This is a genomic window from Uliginosibacterium sangjuense (assembly GCF_059132465.1).
The window spans coordinates 3,237,755-3,254,311 of the sequence record NZ_CP101132.1 but is presented as its reverse complement, the minus strand read 5'-3'; the positions used below and the strand labels follow the sequence as shown (position 1 = coordinate 3,254,311).

At 66.6% G+C, this 16,557-nt stretch carries 11 protein-coding genes; 5 read left to right on the top strand and 6 right to left on the bottom strand.

Features of this window, described 5'->3' with window-relative positions:
• Positions 1–272 precede the first annotated feature (272 nt).
• On the top strand, positions 273–3,293 hold the full coding sequence (locus tag NMB43_RS14905) for a sensor domain-containing protein (protein ID WP_494348950.1): 3,021 nt from the start codon (positions 273–275) through the stop codon (positions 3,291–3,293).
• Between the two features lie 10 nt (positions 3,294–3,303).
• A complete protein-coding gene (locus tag NMB43_RS14900; RefSeq protein WP_494348949.1) occupies positions 3,304–4,089 on the top strand; it encodes an MOSC domain-containing protein in 786 nt (261 codons plus the stop codon).
• A gap of 3 nt (positions 4,090–4,092) precedes the next feature.
• Here the strand turns inward: NMB43_RS14900 and NMB43_RS14895 are convergent, their stop codons facing one another.
• From NMB43_RS14895 to dnaE, 4 genes are all read right to left on the bottom strand, one after another.
• Positions 4,093–4,569 carry a WbuC family cupin fold metalloprotein gene (locus NMB43_RS14895; RefSeq protein ID WP_494348948.1) on the bottom strand — a complete coding sequence of 159 codons (477 nt, stop codon included), beginning with the start codon at positions 4,567–4,569 and terminating at the stop codon, positions 4,093–4,095.
• A gap of 60 nt (positions 4,570–4,629) precedes the next feature.
• The gene (locus tag NMB43_RS14890; RefSeq protein ID WP_494348947.1) at positions 4,630–5,286 is read right to left on the bottom strand and encodes a hypothetical protein; all 657 of its coding nucleotides are present in this window, start codon (positions 5,284–5,286) and stop codon (positions 4,630–4,632) included.
• Positions 5,287–5,399: 113 nt separating this feature from the next.
• The gene (locus NMB43_RS14885) at positions 5,400–5,981 is read right to left on the bottom strand and encodes a hypothetical protein (RefSeq protein ID WP_494348946.1); all 582 of its coding nucleotides are present in this window, start codon (positions 5,979–5,981) and stop codon (positions 5,400–5,402) included.
• Positions 5,982–5,985: 4 nt separating this feature from the next.
• Positions 5,986–9,504 carry a DNA polymerase III subunit alpha gene (gene dnaE, locus NMB43_RS14880; protein WP_494348945.1) on the bottom strand — a complete coding sequence of 1,173 codons (3,519 nt, stop codon included), beginning with the start codon at positions 9,502–9,504 and terminating at the stop codon, positions 5,986–5,988.
• Positions 9,505–9,640: 136 nt separating this feature from the next.
• Here dnaE and NMB43_RS14875 point away from each other — a divergent pair, with 136 nt between their 5' ends.
• From NMB43_RS14875 to NMB43_RS14865, 3 genes are all read left to right on the top strand, one after another.
• Positions 9,641–10,528 carry a DMT family transporter gene (locus NMB43_RS14875; protein WP_494348944.1) on the top strand — a complete coding sequence of 296 codons (888 nt, stop codon included), beginning with the start codon at positions 9,641–9,643 and terminating at the stop codon, positions 10,526–10,528.
• Between the two features lie 227 nt (positions 10,529–10,755).
• Entirely contained in the window at positions 10,756–12,804 is a 2,049-nt protein-coding gene (gene fusA, locus NMB43_RS14870) for an elongation factor G (protein ID WP_494348943.1), read from the top strand.
• 134 nt (positions 12,805–12,938) lie between these two features.
• Positions 12,939–15,131, top strand: coding sequence for a PhoX family protein (locus NMB43_RS14865; protein WP_494348942.1), 2,193 nt, complete (start codon positions 12,939–12,941; stop codon positions 15,129–15,131).
• Between the two features lie 65 nt (positions 15,132–15,196).
• Here NMB43_RS14865 and NMB43_RS14860 read toward each other — a convergent pair whose 3' ends face one another.
• Positions 15,197–15,685, bottom strand: a complete 489-nt coding sequence (locus NMB43_RS14860; protein WP_494348941.1) for a dihydrofolate reductase — start codon at positions 15,683–15,685, stop codon at positions 15,197–15,199.
• 10 nt (positions 15,686–15,695) lie between these two features.
• Positions 15,696–16,490, bottom strand: coding sequence for a thymidylate synthase (locus NMB43_RS14855; RefSeq protein WP_494348940.1), 795 nt, complete (start codon positions 16,488–16,490; stop codon positions 15,696–15,698).
• Positions 16,491–16,557: the final 67 nt, after the last annotated feature.

Genomic DNA, 16,557 nt, shown 5'->3' with positions numbered 1-16,557 from the left:
CCTTGGGTCGGTCCAGCGCGGGCTGCGCCAATGCCCGGGCGGGCGGGGGCGGCGGTGAAGCGCAGCCATTGTGCGGCGCCTTGAACACTTGCCATCTCGCTCGCGTTCCCTTTTGTCGCGGCTTCTTATAGTCTTGCCCGCTTGGGATGTGCCGGGGCCGCGTGATGGCCGCTGGCGCAGGGCTTAGACGAACTTCTGCCGGGCTGTCTTCGATGCACCGATCCGTCTCGCGGTTTGCCAGTTCAGGGCGGTGCCTTGCCGGCTGCGCAGCCGTGCTGCAGCCCGCCCGGGCCTGGGCGGCGGAAAGCAGCCCCTGGTTCGGCGCTTCGGCCGAGGTGTTGATCATCGGTGGGGCGGTCAGCCTGCTGTTCGCGGCGGCGATGCTGTATCGCCGCAAGCTGGCGGAATCGTTGGCCCATGCGCGTGCCCTGCAGATCAGCGAGGAGCGCTTCCGTGTGCTGCTGGAAGGCACCAACGTCGTGGCCTGGGAATACGACATCGGCGCCGATTGCTTCACCTACGTGTCCGCACCTGGCGAAAACTTGCTGGGCTTCCAGATAGAGGACTGGAAGCGCTCTGGATTCTGGCGCTCGCGCCTGCATCCCGAGGATGTGGGCATCGCCATGACCTTCCTGCGCGAACAGATCTCCAATCCTGGCCCGCGCGACTGCGAGTACCGACTGCGCCATGTCGATGGCCACGAGGTCTTCGTGCGCGACCTGCGCTCGCCGATCCTTGCGGTCCGCGGCCATGTCGTCGGCATGCGCGGCATCTTCGTCGACATCAGTTCCCACAAAGCCTCCGAGGCGGCGCTGGAGGACAGCGAGGCACGCTTCCGCAGCACCTTCGAGCAGGCCTCGGTGGGTATGGCACTGTGCGCGGTCAGCGGCGGCTTTATTCGCGTCAATCACCGTTACTGCGAGATCAGCGGCTATTCCGAGGCCGAGCTGCGCGGCTTCGACTTCCGCGACATCACGCATCCAGACGACATCGAGCGCAACGAGCGCCTGCTCGACGAACTGGTGCTGGGGAGCAGTGAGACCTACTCGATCGAGAAGCGCCTGCGTCGCGCACGTGGCGAGTTCGTGTGGGTGCACCTGACCATGTCGCTGGTGCAATCGCGCCGTGGCGCGACCGGCCAGTTCATGGAGGTGATCGAGGATGTCACCGCGCGCAAGCAGGCCGAGCAGGAACTGCGCGACAGCGAGCAGCGCCTGCGCACGATCATGGGCGCGATGCGCGAGGGCGTGATCATGCGCGACGCTTCGGGCCAGGTGATCATCGCCAACGACGCGGCGCGCCGCATGTACGACGTGACGACCGACGCCGCCTTCCCGCCCTTGCACGAACCGCTGGCGATCCGCTTCACGCGCGAGGATGGCTCCCATTGCCCGGTGGAGGAGCTGCCTGGCGCGCTGGCCATGCGCGATGGTCATTCGGCCAGCGCGGTGCTCGGCGTGGATCGCCGCGACGGTGCGCGCCACTGGCTGCATGCGCGCGCCGAGCCCTTGCCGCTGGACGCCGGCACCGGCCTGCATCCAGTGGTACTGACGCTGACCGACATCACGGCGCAGCGGCGCGCCGAGGAAGAGCTGCGCCTGGCGGCCACGGTGTTCGACAACAGCATCGAGGCGATCATGATCACCGATGCGCGGCGGCGCATCCTGTCGGTCAATCGCGCCTTCACCGACCTGACCGGCTTTGCCGGTGGCGACGTGATCGGCCAGACCCCCAGCATCCTGTCCTCCAACCGCCACGACATCTCGCATTACGAGAGCATCTGGCAGATCGCCAGCAGCCAGGGCTACTGGCAGGGCGAAATCTGGCAGCGCCGCCGCAATGGCAGCGAATTCCCCGAATGGCTGTCGATCAGTGCGGTCAAGGACCAGGCCGGCAAGATCACCCACTACGTGGCGGTCTTCTCGGATATCACCGAGCGCAAGGCCAACGAGGCGCGCATCGCCTTCCTCGCCCACCACGACCCGCTGACCACGCTGCCCAACCGCACCTTGTTCCAGGATCGCCTCGAGCAGGCCCTGGCGCGCGCCGAGCGCAACGGCGAGATGGTTGCGCTGATGTTCCTCGACCTCGACCGCTTCAAGACCATCAACGATTCGCTCGGCCACCTGGCTGGCGACCGCCTGCTGCAATCGGTGGCCGAGCGGCTCACCCATTGCGTGCGCGATACCGACACCGTGTGCCGCCAGGGCGGGGACGAATTCCTGATTGCCCTGACCGACGTGCATGACGCCGACGTGCCGGCGCGCGTGGCCCAAAAGATCCTGCGTCGCCTGTCCGAACCCTTCGACATCGACGGCCACAAGCTGGGCACCTCCTTCTCCATCGGCATCGCCATCTATCCCAATGACGGGCTCGATGCCGACAGCATCATGAAGAACGCCGACACGGCGATGTACCACGCCAAGGAAAGCGGACGGAACACCTATCGCTTTTTCACCGAGGAGATGAATGCCAACGCGCTGGAGCGCCTGCAGATGGAGAACCATCTGCGTCACGCCCTGGAACGTGGCGAACTGCTGCTCAACTACCAGCCCCAGGTTGATCTGGTCACGGGCGAGGTGGTGGGCGTGGAGGCGCTGATCCGCTGGCAGTCTGAGGCGCTGGGCTTCGTGCCGCCGGGACGCTTCATCCCGATCGCCGAGGAGTCCGGCCTGATCGTGCCGATCGGTCGCTGGGTGCTGCGGCAGGCCTGCCTGGACGCCAAGTCCTGGCTGGATGCCGGTCTGCCGGCGGTGGCGGTGGCGGTCAACATCTCCGCGCTGCAGTTCCGTCGCGACGACATTGTGCAAAGCGTGCGCGAGATCCTCGCCGAAACCGGGCTGGCGCCCGAGCGCCTGGAATTGGAGCTGACCGAGAGCCTGCTGGTGCACCACCAGGACGTGCAGGGCACGCTGGCCCAACTGAAGGCGCTGGGCGTGCGCCTGTCGATCGACGATTTCGGTACCGGCTACTCCTCGCTGACCTATCTCAAGCGCTTTGCCGTCGACCGTCTGAAGATCGACCAGAGCTTCGTGCGCGACGTGGCCGACGACCCGGATGACGCCGCCATCGTGCGCGCGATCATCCAGATGGGGCGCAGCCTCAAGCTTGACGTGGTGGCCGAAGGGGCCGAGGGCCGCGCCCAGGTCGACTTCCTCATCCGCGAGGGCTGTCGCGAGGCGCAGGGCTACTACTTCTGCCCGCCGGTGACCCACGAAGTCCTGATGAACGTGCTGCGCCAGGGCATCGGCCTGCGCCAGCCCGGTCTGCGTGTCGTCACGACCGCCACCTGATCGGGCACACATGCACCTGTCCGCGCTGTACCGCTACCCCCTCAAGTCCGCCGCCGCGCAGACGCTGGCCGAGGCCCGGATCACGCCCAGCGGGGTAGACGGCGATCGCGCCTGGATGGTGGTGGAGCCCGGCGGCCGCATGGTGACGGGGCGGGGTGACCCGCGCCTGGTGCTGGTCCGTGCCACGCCCCTCTCGCAAGGCTTGCGGCTGGAGGCTGCGGGGCGGCCTACGCTGGAGATCGCCCAGGCGGACATGCGCGAAGCGCTGGCCACCGAGGTCTGGCGCGATGGCTTCAGCGCCTGGGCCGGCCATGCGCAGGCCGATGCGTGGCTGACGGACTTCCTCGGCCGGCCGGTGCGCCTGCTGTACGCCGGCGAGACACCCGCGCGACGGCGTGCCTATGCACCCGAGCTCCCCTTGCGTTTCGTCGACGCCTATCCCTTGTTGCTGATCGGCGAAGGATCGCTGGCCGACCTCAATGGCCGCCTGGCGCAGCCGGTGCGCATGGACCGCTTTCGGCCCAATCTGGTGATTGCCGGGGCAGAGCCCTTTGCCGAGGACGGCTGGCGACGCATCCGCATCGGCGAACTGGAGTTCGAGATCAGCAAGCCCTGCGAGCGTTGTGCCTTCACCACGGTCGATCCCGCGAGTGGCGAGCGCTCGCCCTTGCAGGAACCACTGCGCACGCTGGCGCGCTACCGCAAGACCGAGGCCGGCGTGCTGTTCGGCCAGAACGTCCGCCCCGCCGGGCAGGGCCTGCTGCGTCCGGGCATGCCGGTGGTGGTGCTGGACTGAGCCTCAGCCCAGCGCCAGGCGGCGCAGGTGCTCGAGATAAGCCGCGGCGTCCGGGCTGCCTTCGCGCGGCGCCCAGGGCGCGAAGTCGGCTGCCCCCAGCGGCAGGTAGGGCCCACCCTTGGTCTCCAGGAACACCGTGCCCGTCTCCAGGGCCACCACGCTATGCCAGGTGTTCAGCGGGACGTGCACGCCGAAGCAGGGACCGTCCGGCCTCAGCAGATGGCGCTCGCTGAGCGCGCCGGCATCGTCGAAGCACAGCAGCGCCATGTGGCCGCGCAGCACGATCATGGTTTCTTCCTTGCCCGCGTCCTGGTGACGGTGCGGCACCACGTAGGAGTCCGGCTCCATCGCGTTGAAGAAACGATGGCAGTTCGCCTCCGCGTGCGCGTGCAGGTTCAGGTTCTGGCGGCGGCGGGGGGCCGCCCGTGCTCTTTCGCTCAGGGCGCTCAGCAGCGTGGTGTCGAGAGGCAGGATGGACATGGGATTCGTCGGCATGAAAAAGGGCGCCCGCAGGCGCCCTCTCATTCTGGCATGTCCGGTTCAGAAACCGACCGTCAGGCCGATGCTCAGCACCGGGTACCACTTGAAGTTCTTCACGTCGTCGGTCAGCTTGGCCTGCTCGGCCGCCACGTTGTTCTGCAGGCCTGAACAGGCCGAGGCGCTGAGTGTGGCGCCGCAGGTGGCCGACAGGCCGACCTTGGGCGAACCCTGGTATTGCACCCCCAGGTCGGCGTAGAAGTTCACCCCGCGGCCCGCCACGATGCCGTAGCCGATGCCCAGGTAGGGCGCCACCGAGTTGCCGGACTCGATCTTGCCCGACAGGTCCGTGATGTCGCTGGCGTTGTAGGTCACGCCATTGAGGGTGTACGAGCCGCCGGTGGGCTTGCCGGTGATCTCGATCTTGTTCTTCTGCGGCACCAGGCCGGCGGTAATGCGGAAGCCAGCGGCCACGTTCCAGTCCAGCAGCAAGTTCAGGTTGGACAGCTTCAGCGTCGAGTCGTACTCCACGTCGGTGTCGTTGTAGCTGAAGCCGAAGTTGGCATAGGAATAGCCGATCCGCGCGCTCAGCGAGTTGTTGAAGGCATAGGCGAGGTCGACGCCCAGACCGTTGGTGCCAATGCGCACGCCTGCACCCGCCTCGGCCAGGGCGGTGGAGGACAGGGCCAGGGCGGCGAGTGCCAGTACGATTTTCTTCATGTGTGATGACTCCCTTGTGCGTTGCGATCAGGATGATGCTGGACTACGCCCGCACTATATCGGCAGCGTGCGGCCGCAATTGAGGCGCGGCGGCGTGTGGCCCCGCAGGGAGTTCAGTACAGGTAGGACGCGCCTACGCTCAGGTAGGGCGTGATGCGCATGCCGCCGGACGAGGACGAAGAGGCGCGCAGGCCGCTGCCGCTGCTCTGGCAACCGGAGCTGGCGAGGCCGCACTCGGAGCCGCCGACGTAAGCACCCATCTCGGCCGACAGGCGCCAGTTGCTCTGGGTCGCGGGCGTGCCGCTCCAGCCGAAGCCGAGGAAGGGGGTGGCGATGGCTTCGCTGGCGGTACTGGAGATCGGGTCGGCAGCAAGGTTCTGCTGCCACACCAGGCCGGCCGAGGTGCGCCAGCCATTGTTGAAGGGCTGCCAGTCGGCCCAGGTACCGGTGCTGCGGCTGATGCCGTAGGCGGAAGAGGGCGCCAGGCGCGGCGTATTGGGCGACAGGCTGAGGGGGCCGACGCCCAGGTCGTCGTTGCCGATGGCCAGGCTGAGCCCTTGCGTGGAATCCTTGCCCTTGATCGTCCAGGTCTGGCCCGGCACGCGCAGGCCGTAACTGTCCGCATACGCGATCTGCGGGGCCAGCAGGCTGGCGCCGATCAGGCACAGAAGACGGAGCGGACGGTTCGCGTTCATGGGGTCAAGGGTACTGAATCTCTACGCAATCTGATGATAGCCAATCTCGCAGGGAGTCAATGAGCTTGTCATCCAGCCGCACGGTCCATTTGTCGCCGAAGGGCAGTTCGGCCATGGCCTGCGCGTTCTTGTACTGTAAACGAACCGGGCTGGCGCCGTCTTGAGGGTTTGCCCGATAAGCGGACAGCAAGTCGAAAAGCCGCTCGGCCGTCGCCCGGGGGCCGCCGCTGGTGCGGACCTGGCCATTGATCCGGACCGTCAGTCCGCGCGCGTAGCGGCTGCGCGCCTCTCCCAGACTCATCAGCTTGTCGGCCACGATGCGGAAGCCGCCGGTGAAGTCGTCGTTGCTGACCTTGCCTTCGACGATCAGCACCTCGTCGGGCTGGATCTTGCCCTTGTTGGCGTCCAGCACTTCGGAATAGACCGTCACATCGACCTGGGCGCTGCCGTCGTCCAGCGACACGAAGGCCATCTTGCCGCGCTGGCCGATCTTGGTGCGCACCGCCGACACCACGCCGGCCAGCATCTGCGGCTCGCGCTTGGGTTCCAGGCGCGACAGCGAGTTGCGCACGAAGCGGCGCACCTCGGTGCGGAAGCTGTTGAACGGGTGGCCGGAGAGGAAGAAGCCGATGGCGGTCTTCTCCTCGGTCAGTTGCTGGCGCTCGGTCCAGGGGCGGGCCTCGTTGTATTCCGGCGCGATGGCGGAGGGACCGTCGCCCATGTCGAACAGGCCGCCCTGGCCGGCGCTGGCGGCGGCCTGATCGGCCGCTTCCATGGCCACCGGCACGGTGGCGATCAGCTTGGCGCGATGCGGCTTGCCGTCCGGCGTCCTGGGGGCGATCTCGTCCAGCGCGCCGGCGCGGATCAGCGCCTCGACGGCACGGCGGTTAACCGCGCGGCGGTCGACGCGGGCGCAGAAGTCGAAGATGTCCTTGAACGGGCCGCCCGCCTCGCGCGCCGCGATGATGGACAGCACCGCCGGTTCGCCCACGCCCTTCACGCCGCCCAGCCCGTAGCGCACGGTCTGGGCGTCGGTGGGCTCGAAGCGGTAGTTGGAGTGGTTCACGTCCGGCGGCAGCACTTTGACGCCGTTGGCCACGGTGTCTTCATAGAAGATCTTGACCGTGTCGGTGTTGTCCATGTCGGACGACAGGGTGGCGGCCATGAAGGCCGCGCAGTGGTGCGCCTTGAGCCAGGCCGTGTGGTAGGTGACCACGGCGTAGGCGGCGGTGTGCGACTTGTTGAAGCCGTACTCCGCGAACTTGGTCATCAGGTCGAACAGTTGCTCGGCCAGCTTGGGGTCGTAGCCTTGCTTGGCCGCGCCTTCGGCGATGGTCGCGCGGTGCTTGGCCATCTCGTCGGCCTTCTTCTTGCCCATGGCCCGGCGCAGCATGTCGGCGCCGCCCAGGGTGTAGCCGCCGATGATCTGCGAGATCTGCATCACCTGTTCCTGGTACACGATGACCCCGTAGGTCGGTTCCAGGCAGGCTTTCAGGTCCGGGTGGAAGTAGTCGATCTCCTGCTTGCCCTGCTTGCGCAGGATGAAGTCGTCCACCATGCCGGAGCCCAGCGGGCCCGGTCGGTAGAGCGCCAGCACGGCGATGATGTCTTCGAAGCGGTCGGGGCCGAGCTTCTTGAGTAGCTTCTTCATCCCGTCCGATTCCACCTGGAAGATCGCGGTGGTGTTCGCGTCCTTCAGGATCTGGTAGGCGGCCGGATCTTCGAAGCCCAGCGCCATCAGGTCGGGGCGCTCGCCGGTGAGCTTTTCGACGTACTTGAGCGCGAGCTCGATAATCGTCAGGTTGCGCAGGCCCAGGAAGTCGAACTTCACCAGGCCGATGGCCTCCACGTCGTCCTTGTCGAACTGCGACACGGTGGTGGCATCGGCGCCGTCGGCCAGGTAGATCGGGCAGAAGTCGCTGATCTTGCCGGGTGCGATCAGCACGCCGCCGGCATGCATGCCGACGCCGCGCGTCATGCCTTCCAGCGGCAGGGCCAGTTCCCACAATTCGGTGACGGACTCACCGTCGCCCGCGTCTTCCATCATTTCCTTGATGGCCGGTTCCTGCTCCAGGGCTTCCTGCAGCGAGACCGGCTTGTTCTGCACCACCGGGATCAGCTTGGAGAGCTTGTCACACAGGCCGTAGGGCAGGTCCAGTACGCGGCCGACGTCGCGCACCACGGCCTTGGAGGCCATGGTGCCGAAGGTGGCGATCTGGCTCACCGCGTCCTCGCCGTAGCGCTGGCGCACGTAGTCGATGACCAGGTAGCGCTTCTCCTGGCAGAAGTCGATGTCGAAGTCGGGCATCGATACCCGCTCGGGGTTCAGGAAACGCTCAAACAGCAGGGCGTAGGCGGTGGGGTCGAGGTCGGTGATCTTGAGTGAGTAGGCCACCAGCGAGCCGGCGCCGGAACCCCGCCCGGGGCCGATCGGCACGCCGTTGTTCTTGCCCCACTGGATGAAGTCGGCCACGATCAGGAAGTAGCCGGGGAAGCCCATCTGGATGATGGTGTCGGTCTCGAACTTCAGTCGCTCTTCGTAGCGCGGGCGTTCGCGCTCGCGATCCACCGGGTTGGGGTAGAGCTGTTCCAGGCGTTCCTCCAGCCCGCGCTTGGCCTCGAAGACCAGGAAGTCGTCCAGCGTCATGCCGTCCGGCGTGGGGAACTGTGGCAGGAAGTTCTTGCCCAGGGTGACGCTCAGCGAGCAGCGCTTGGCGATCTCGACCGCGTTCTCCAGCGCCTCCGGCAGATCGGCGAACAGCTCCACCATCTCCGCTTGCGTCTTGAAGTACTGCTCTTCGGTGAACAGCTTGGGCCGGCGGTTGTCGGCCAGCACATAGCCTTGGGCAATGCAGACGCGCGCCTCGTGGGCCTTGAAGTCCTCGCGCTTGGCGAACTGGATCGGGTGCGTGGCAACCACCGGCAATTCCAGCTTGCCGGCGATCTGCAGGGCATCGTGGATGTAGTTCTCGGTGCCTGCATGGCCGGCACGCTGCAGCTCGATGTAGAAACTGTGCGGGAAGCGCGCGGCCCAGTCGCGTGCCAGCGCTTCGGCAGCCGTCAGATTGCCGGCTGTGATGGCGGCACCGATGTCGCCGCACAGGGCGCCGGACAGACAGATCAGGCCGGAGGCCGAGTCCGCCGTGAGCCACTCCTTCTTCAGCTCGGCGTGACCACGATGCTTGTTCTCCAGGTAGGCGCGCGTCAACAGCTCGCACAACTGGCGGTAGCCCTCGCGATGCTTGACCAGCAGCAGTACACGGCTGGGCTTGCTGCTGTCGGCCTCGTTGCTGATCCAGGCGTCGACGCCGATGACCGGCTTGATGCCCGCGCCACGGCAGCCCTTGTAGTGCTTGACCATGCCGAACAGGTTGGCGAGGTCGGAAATGCCCAGGGCGGGCATGCCGTCCTGGGCGGCGAGGGCGATGGCGTCGTCGATGCGCGTGATGCCGTCCTCGATCGAGAACTCGGTATGCAGGCGCAGGTGGACGAAAGCGGGGGAGGAGGGACTGATTTCAGGCATCCCGCAATTTTACCCCGAGCACCTGTCGCGCTCGGGTCACAAATCGAGTCTGCGTGCCGTTCCGATACCCCTCATGCGCGAGCCCTTGCCGTGCCTGTGCGATGATCCGGCCCTTGTCGCAGTCTGGGTGTCTTTCTTGGCCTCTCCCACCGCTTCCGCCGCCAGCCCGCGCCGGCTGGCCTTGATCCTGCTGGTGCTGGGCGCCATGTGCATCGCCGCCGCGCCGATCTGCGTGCGCCTGGCGGACGTCGGGCCGGTGTCCGTCGTGGCCTGGCGTCTGGGCCTGTCCATTCCCTTCGCGCTGGCCTGGTGGTGGCGTGTGCGCGGCGTGACGGTGGCGCCGCCGCCGGCCTCCGGGCCATGGTGGCTGGTGCTGGCCGGCGTGCTGCTCGCGGCCGACCTGGCACTGTGGCATGTGGCGATCCACTTCACCACGGTGGCCAACTCCACCTTCATCCTGAATCTGGCGCCCATCTTCGTTGCCCTGGGTGGCGTACTGTGGCTGGGCGAGCGCATCGGCGGGCGCTTCGTGCTGGCCATGCTGGTCGCGCTGGGCGGGGCGGCGCTGCTGGTCAAGGCCAGCCTGGACCTGTCGCCGCGCGAGCTGGCGGGGGACGCCATCGCGCTGCTGGCGGCGGTCTTCTACGCCGGTTACCAGCTCGCGGTGAAGCACTGCCGGCGCTACTACCACACGGCCCACATCCTGGCCGTCTCGGCCATCGTCACGCCTGTGGTGCTGGCGCCGGTGATCTGGGCGCTGGGTGAGCGGGTCATGCCGGCCTCGGCCCAAGGCTGGGCGGCGGTGATCGCCATCGCACTGGTCGCCCAGGTGCTGGGCCAGGGCCTGATCACCTGGGCCGTGGGGCATGTGCGCGCCAGCCTGGCCTCGCTGACCCTGTTGATCCAGCCCGTGACAGCGGCCTGGATCGCAGCCATGCTGTTCAATGAGTGGCTGCTTCCGCTGCAGTTGCTGGGGTGTGCATTGGTGCTGTGCGGCATCGCGATGGCGCGCCGCGCCAGTTGACCCAGCGCAGGCGCCGGCCATGCGGCGCGGGCGCAGAATCGAAGCGCAAGACTTTCTTAACCCAACCATGAGCTGGAGCGGCGCCGAGTCGTCTCCAGGCCAGCTTGATCCGTGCGGCGTCCAGTGCTCGCGTGGCGGTATGGCGTGCCGTGGATGCAAGGGCGGGGCAGGCTTCCCTGGTCGCAGACCGAGGCGGACCGTACTGGTTCGACCACTAGGAGGAGACCATGACTCCCGACTCGGTCCGTGATATCCGGAACGTCGCGCTCGTCGGCGCGGCGAGTGCCGGCAAGACTACCCTGCTCGATGCTTTGCTGGCGGCCAGCGGCGCCATCGGCGCGGCTGGCAGCATCGAGCGTGGTGATACCGTCAGCGATTTCGATCCACAGGAAAAGGCGCTGGGGCGCTCGGTGTTCACGAGCGTGGCGCACCTGGAGTGGGCGCAGCACTGGATCAACCTGCTCGACACCCCGGGAACCCCCGATTTCATGGGCCGTGCGCTCGCCGCGATGGAGGCGGTGGAGACGGCGGCCGTGTGCATCAGCGCGACGGCGGGCATCGAGATGATGACGCGGCGCATGATGGAGGCGGCGCAGGGCCTGTGCCGCATGATCGTCGTGACTCGCATGGATGCGCCCGGCGCCGATCTGCCGGCGCTGATGACGCGCATCAGCGAGGTGTTCGGCCGCGAGTGCCTGCCGATCAACCTGCCCAGCGCGGACGGTTCGCGCGTCATCGACTGCTTCTTCCAGCCCGAGTACGACGTGCCGGCGGCCTTCTCCTCGGTCCGCGCGGCGCATGACAATGTCGTCGATCAGGTGGTCGAGCTGGACGAAGAGCTGATGGCGGTCTACCTGGAACAAGGGGAATCGCTGAGCCCTGAACAACTGCATGCGCCCTTCGAGCAGGCCCTGCGCGAGGGGCATCTGATTCCCGTCTGCTTCACCTCCAGCCGCAGCGGGGCGGGCGTCAAGGAGTTGCTGGAGGTGCTGGGCCGCCTGATGCCGGACCCGACCGAGGGCAATCCGCCGCACTTCCTCAAGGGGGAGGGCGCCGAGGCGCAGCCGGTGCAGGTGTTGCCGGACGGCGAGGGGCACGTCATCGCCCATGTGTTCCAGGTTGCCAATGATCCGTATCGCGGCAAGCTGGGCATCTTCCGCATCCACCAGGGCACGGTGCGACCGAATACCCAGCTCTACGTCGGCGAGGCGCGCAAGCCCTTCAAGGCCTCCCACCTGCTGCGCCTGCAGGGCAAGAACCAGGTCGAAGTGCCCGTGGGCGTGACCGGCGACATCCTGGCCGTGGCGCGCATCGACGAGATCCATCGCGACGCGGTGCTGCACGATTCTCATGACGAAGACCGTTTTCATCTGCAGGCGCCGGTGTTCCCGCAGCCGGTGGCCGGCCTGGCGTTGATGCCGCAGAAGCTGGGCGACGAGCAGAAGCTGTCCGAAGCGCTGCACATGCTGCGCGATGAAGACCCGTGCCTGGCCATCGAGTACGACGAGCAGGCCAAGAAGACGGTGATCCGTGGCCTGGGCGAGGCCCATCTGAAAGTGATCCTGGAGCAGTTGCAGACACGCTGGGGACTCAAGCTCGACACCGCGTCACCCACCGTGCCCTACCGTGAAACCATCGGCAGCCTGGGCGAGGCGCGCTACCGGCACAAGAAGCAGAGCGGTGGCGCCGGCCAGTTCGGCGAGGTGGCACTGAAGGTGGAACCGCTGGCGCGCGGGGCCGGTTTCGAGTTCGTCGATCATGTGAAGGGCGGCACCATCCCGGGCCAGTTCATGCCGGCGGTGGAGAAGGGGGTGCGCCAAGCCTTGGCGGAGGGTGCGCTGGCCGGCTTCCCGGTGCAGGACCTGCGGGTGATCATCATCGACGGCAAGCACCATGCGGTGGACTCGAACGAAATCTCCTTCGTGACGGCGGCGCGGCACGCGGTGCTGGAGGCCATCGCGTCAGCCCGCCCCATGTTGCTGGAGCCCATCGTGACCGTGGTGATCCGGGTGCAGGACGAGCACTTCGGCAACCTCTCCGGCGAGTTTTCCAGTCGTCGTGGCCGCCTGATGGGCACCGATGCGCCACAGCCGGGCTGGACCGACATCACGGCGCAGGTGCCGTTGGCCGAGATGGAGGGTTTCGAGGCGCGCGCCAAGTCCCTGCTGGCCGGTGACAGCAGTTTCTCGGTGAGCTTCAGTCACTACGAGCCGGCACCCGCAGAGGTTCAGCAGCGTATGGCGAAAGCCTGGTCGGGACGCGGCGGCACCCAGTAGCGGTGGCGCGCCATGCAGGATCTGGGCTGCCCACGGGCGGCCCATGGTCCTGCTGAAACCCGTTTGTCATCCAGCCGTAACGGCCGTTGCGTAGGCTTCGCGGGTTTTTCCGACCCCGGCTGGAGCCACACAACATGAGCAAATACAACCACGTCCTCGACGCCAATGGCGTCGACCCCGATGACATCGGGCATAACGACAGCAACAACCCGTCGATCCAGGAGATCCTGGACGCCCGCCTGAGCCGCCGCAGCTTGTTGCGCGGCGGTGTCGGCGGTGCCGGCCTGGCCTTCTTCTCTTCTTTCGGCCTGAGTGCCTGTGGGGGCTCTGGTTCCGATGACAGCAGCACCCCGGCAGCACCGGGCAACACCGAGACCCTGCTGGGTTTCACGGCCGTGGCCAAGAGCCTGGCCGATGTGTTCACCGTTCCCGTCGGCTACACCGCCACGGTGATCTACGCCTGTGGCGATCCGCTCGCCGCTGCTACGCCTGCCTACAAGAACGACGGCACCGACAGCGATTTCGACAACCGCGCCGGCGACTGCCATGACGGCATGGAGTATTTCGGCCTGTCCGCTGCCGGCACGCCGGATGCCAGCGCCAATGACCGCGCGCTGCTGGCCATCAACCACGAATACATCACGCCGCAGTTCCTGCACGTCAATGGTCCGACCTCGGGCACGCGCCCGGCCGCCGAGGTGGACAAGGAAGTTGCCGCGCATGGCGTGTCGGTCGTCGAGATCAAGAAGACCGGTGGCAAGTTCGCCACCGTGCAAGGCTCGGCCTTCAACCGCCGCGTCACCGCGCTGAGCGAGATCCAGATCGCTGGCCCGGCTGCTGGTCACGCCCTGCTCAAGACCAAGTACTCCACCGATGGCAGCAAGACCCGTGGCACGATCAACAACTGCGGCACGGGCAAGACGCCCTGGGGCACCCTGCTGACCGGCGAGGAAAACTGGGCTGGCTACTTCAAGCGCGCGGCAGGCGACGATGCGCTGCGCGACGCCAAGAGCGTGACCGCCCTCAAGCGCTACGGCCGTAACCAGAACACCTCCAGCCGTTATGGCTGGGAGACGGCTGGCGCTGCCGACCAGTATGCGCGCTGGGACATCAGCGTGAAGGGCGTGGCCGCCGATGGCACCGATGACTATCGCAACGAGCTGAACGGCCAGGGCTACCTCACCGAGATCGACCCCTACGACAAGACGGCCGCGGTCAAGAAGCGCACCGCGATGGGCCGCTTCAACCACGAAGGCGCGGCCTTCTCGCGCCCGGTGGCCGGCAAGGCACTGGCGGTGTACATGGGTGACGATGCGCAGAACGAATACGTCTACAAGTTCGTCTCGGCCACGCCCTGGAGCGCGGCGGATGCCAACCCGGCCAACCGCATCGCCACCGGCGACAAGTACCTGAACAATGGCAAGCTGTACGTGGCCAAGTTCAACGCCGATGGCACGGGTACCTGGATCGAGCTGAACATCAGCAACACGGCGGTCAGCGGCTACGCGACCTACGCCTTCGCCGACCAGGGCGACGTGGTGATCAATGCACGCCTGGCTGCCGACGCAGTGGGCGCGACCAAGATGGACCGTCCCGAGTGGTGCGGCACCAACCCGGCCACCGGTGAAATCTACTTCACCATGACCAACAGCAGCAGCCGCGCCGCCGCCACGGTGGATGCTGCCAACCCGCGTGCCTACAGCGATACCAAGGGCGCGGCGACGCAGAACGGCAATGTGCACGGCCACATCATCCGCATCGCCGAAACGGGCGACGACGCTGCGGCCACCAGCTTCAAGTGGGATGTCTACGTGTTCGGTGCCGAGGAAACCTCGCCGGCCGCCAACGTCAACCTGTCGGGCCTGGGCAAGGACAACGATTTCTCCAGCCCCGACGGCCTGGCCTTCACCAGCAGCACCGGCATCTGCTGGATCCAGACCGACGATGGTGCCTATACCGATGTGACCAACTGCATGATGCTGGCTGCATTGCCGGGCAAGGTGGGCGATGGCGGCGACGTCAGCGTGACCAGTGGCAGCACCACGGTGACCACCAAGATGGGCAAGAAGCCCACTACCGACACGCTCAAGCGCTTCCTGGTTGGCCCTTCCGATCAGGAAATCACCGGCGTGTGCGAGTCGCCCGACGGCAAGGTGCTGTTCGTCAACGTGCAACACCCGGGTGATGGCACCACTGTCGCCAACCTGGCCGACCCGACGAAGTACACCAGCCAGTGGCCCAGCAACGCCGGCTACGGCGCGGGCAAGCGCCCGCGTTCGGCAACGGTGATGATCACCAAGAACGACGGTGGTCGCATCGGCAGCTAAGCGCACGCAGCAAGAGAAAAGGGAGCCGAGAGGCTCCCTTTTTTTGTGGTGAGTTGTGTGGCGAGTCAGCGGCGCCTGTATTCGACGAAGGCGAAGGGATGTTCGTTGAATTCGTCGGCGGGATGCGCGCTGCGCTGATACTCCTGCCATAGCGCCGCGTCGATCGCGGGAAAGCGGGCGTCCCCCTCCGGTGTGCAATCGACCTCGGTGAGGTACAGCAGGTGGGCGAGCGGAAGGGCCTCGGCGTAGATCTGTCCGCCGCCGATGATGAAGGCGATGTTGTCGCCGGCACAGCGCGACAGGGCATCCTCCAGCGAATGCACGACCTCGGCGCCGGGGGCGCCAAGATTACGCTGGCGCGTGATCACGATATTGCGTCGGTTGGGCAGCGGGCGGCCCAGGGAGTCCCAGGTCTTGCGCCCCATGATGACGGCGTGGCCGGTGGTCAGGTTCTTGAAGTGGCGCATGTCGTCGCGCAGGCGCCAGATCAGCGCATTGTCGCGGCCGATCACGCCGTTGCGCGCCACGGCGGCGATGAGGGCGATGCGGGTCATGGTCGGCTCCTCACACCGCGATCGGTGCGGCGATGGAGGGGTGCGGGTCGTAGCCGTCCAGGCGGAAGTCCTCGAAGCGGAAGGCAAAGATGTCCGTGACCTCGGGATTGATGTGCATGGTCGGCAGCGGCCTGAAGTCACGCGTCAGTTGCAGGCGCGCTTGATCCAGGTGGTTCAGGTAGAGATGCGCGTCGCCCAGGGTGTGTACGAATTCACCCGGGCGGTAGCCGCAGACCTGTGCCAGCATCAAGGTCAGCAGGGCGTAGCTGGCGATGTTGAAGGGCACACCCAAAAAGATGTCCGCGCTGCGCTGGTAGAGCTGGCAGGACAGCTTGCCGTCGGCCACGTAGAACTGGAACAGCGCATGGCAGGGCGGCAGGGCCATCTTGCCGACTTCGGCGGGGTTCCACGCGCTGACCAGGTGGCGGCGCGAGTCCGGGTTGTGCTTGAGTCCCTCCACCAACTGGCTGATCTGGTCGATCACCCGACCGTCCGGCGCTTCCCAGCGGCGCCACTGTTTGCCGTAGACGGGGCCAAGCTCACCATCTTCGTCGGCCCACTCGTCCCAGATCGAGACGCCGTTTTCCTTCAGGTAGCGGATGTTGGTGTCGCCCTGCAGGAACCACAGCAGTTCATGGATGATGGAGCGCAGATGCAGTTTCTTGGTCGTCAGTACCGGAAAGCCCTCCGCCAGATCGAAACGCATCTGCCAGCCGAACACCGAGAGGGTGCCGGTGCCGGTGCGGTCGGTCTTGCGGTGCCCGTGCTCAAGCACGTGGCGCATCAGGTCGTGATACTGGCGCATGGGGACTTCCTTGGACTTTGGCCCGCCATTCTACCCGCGCCCCGCTCACTGCCCGAGAGGATGGGCT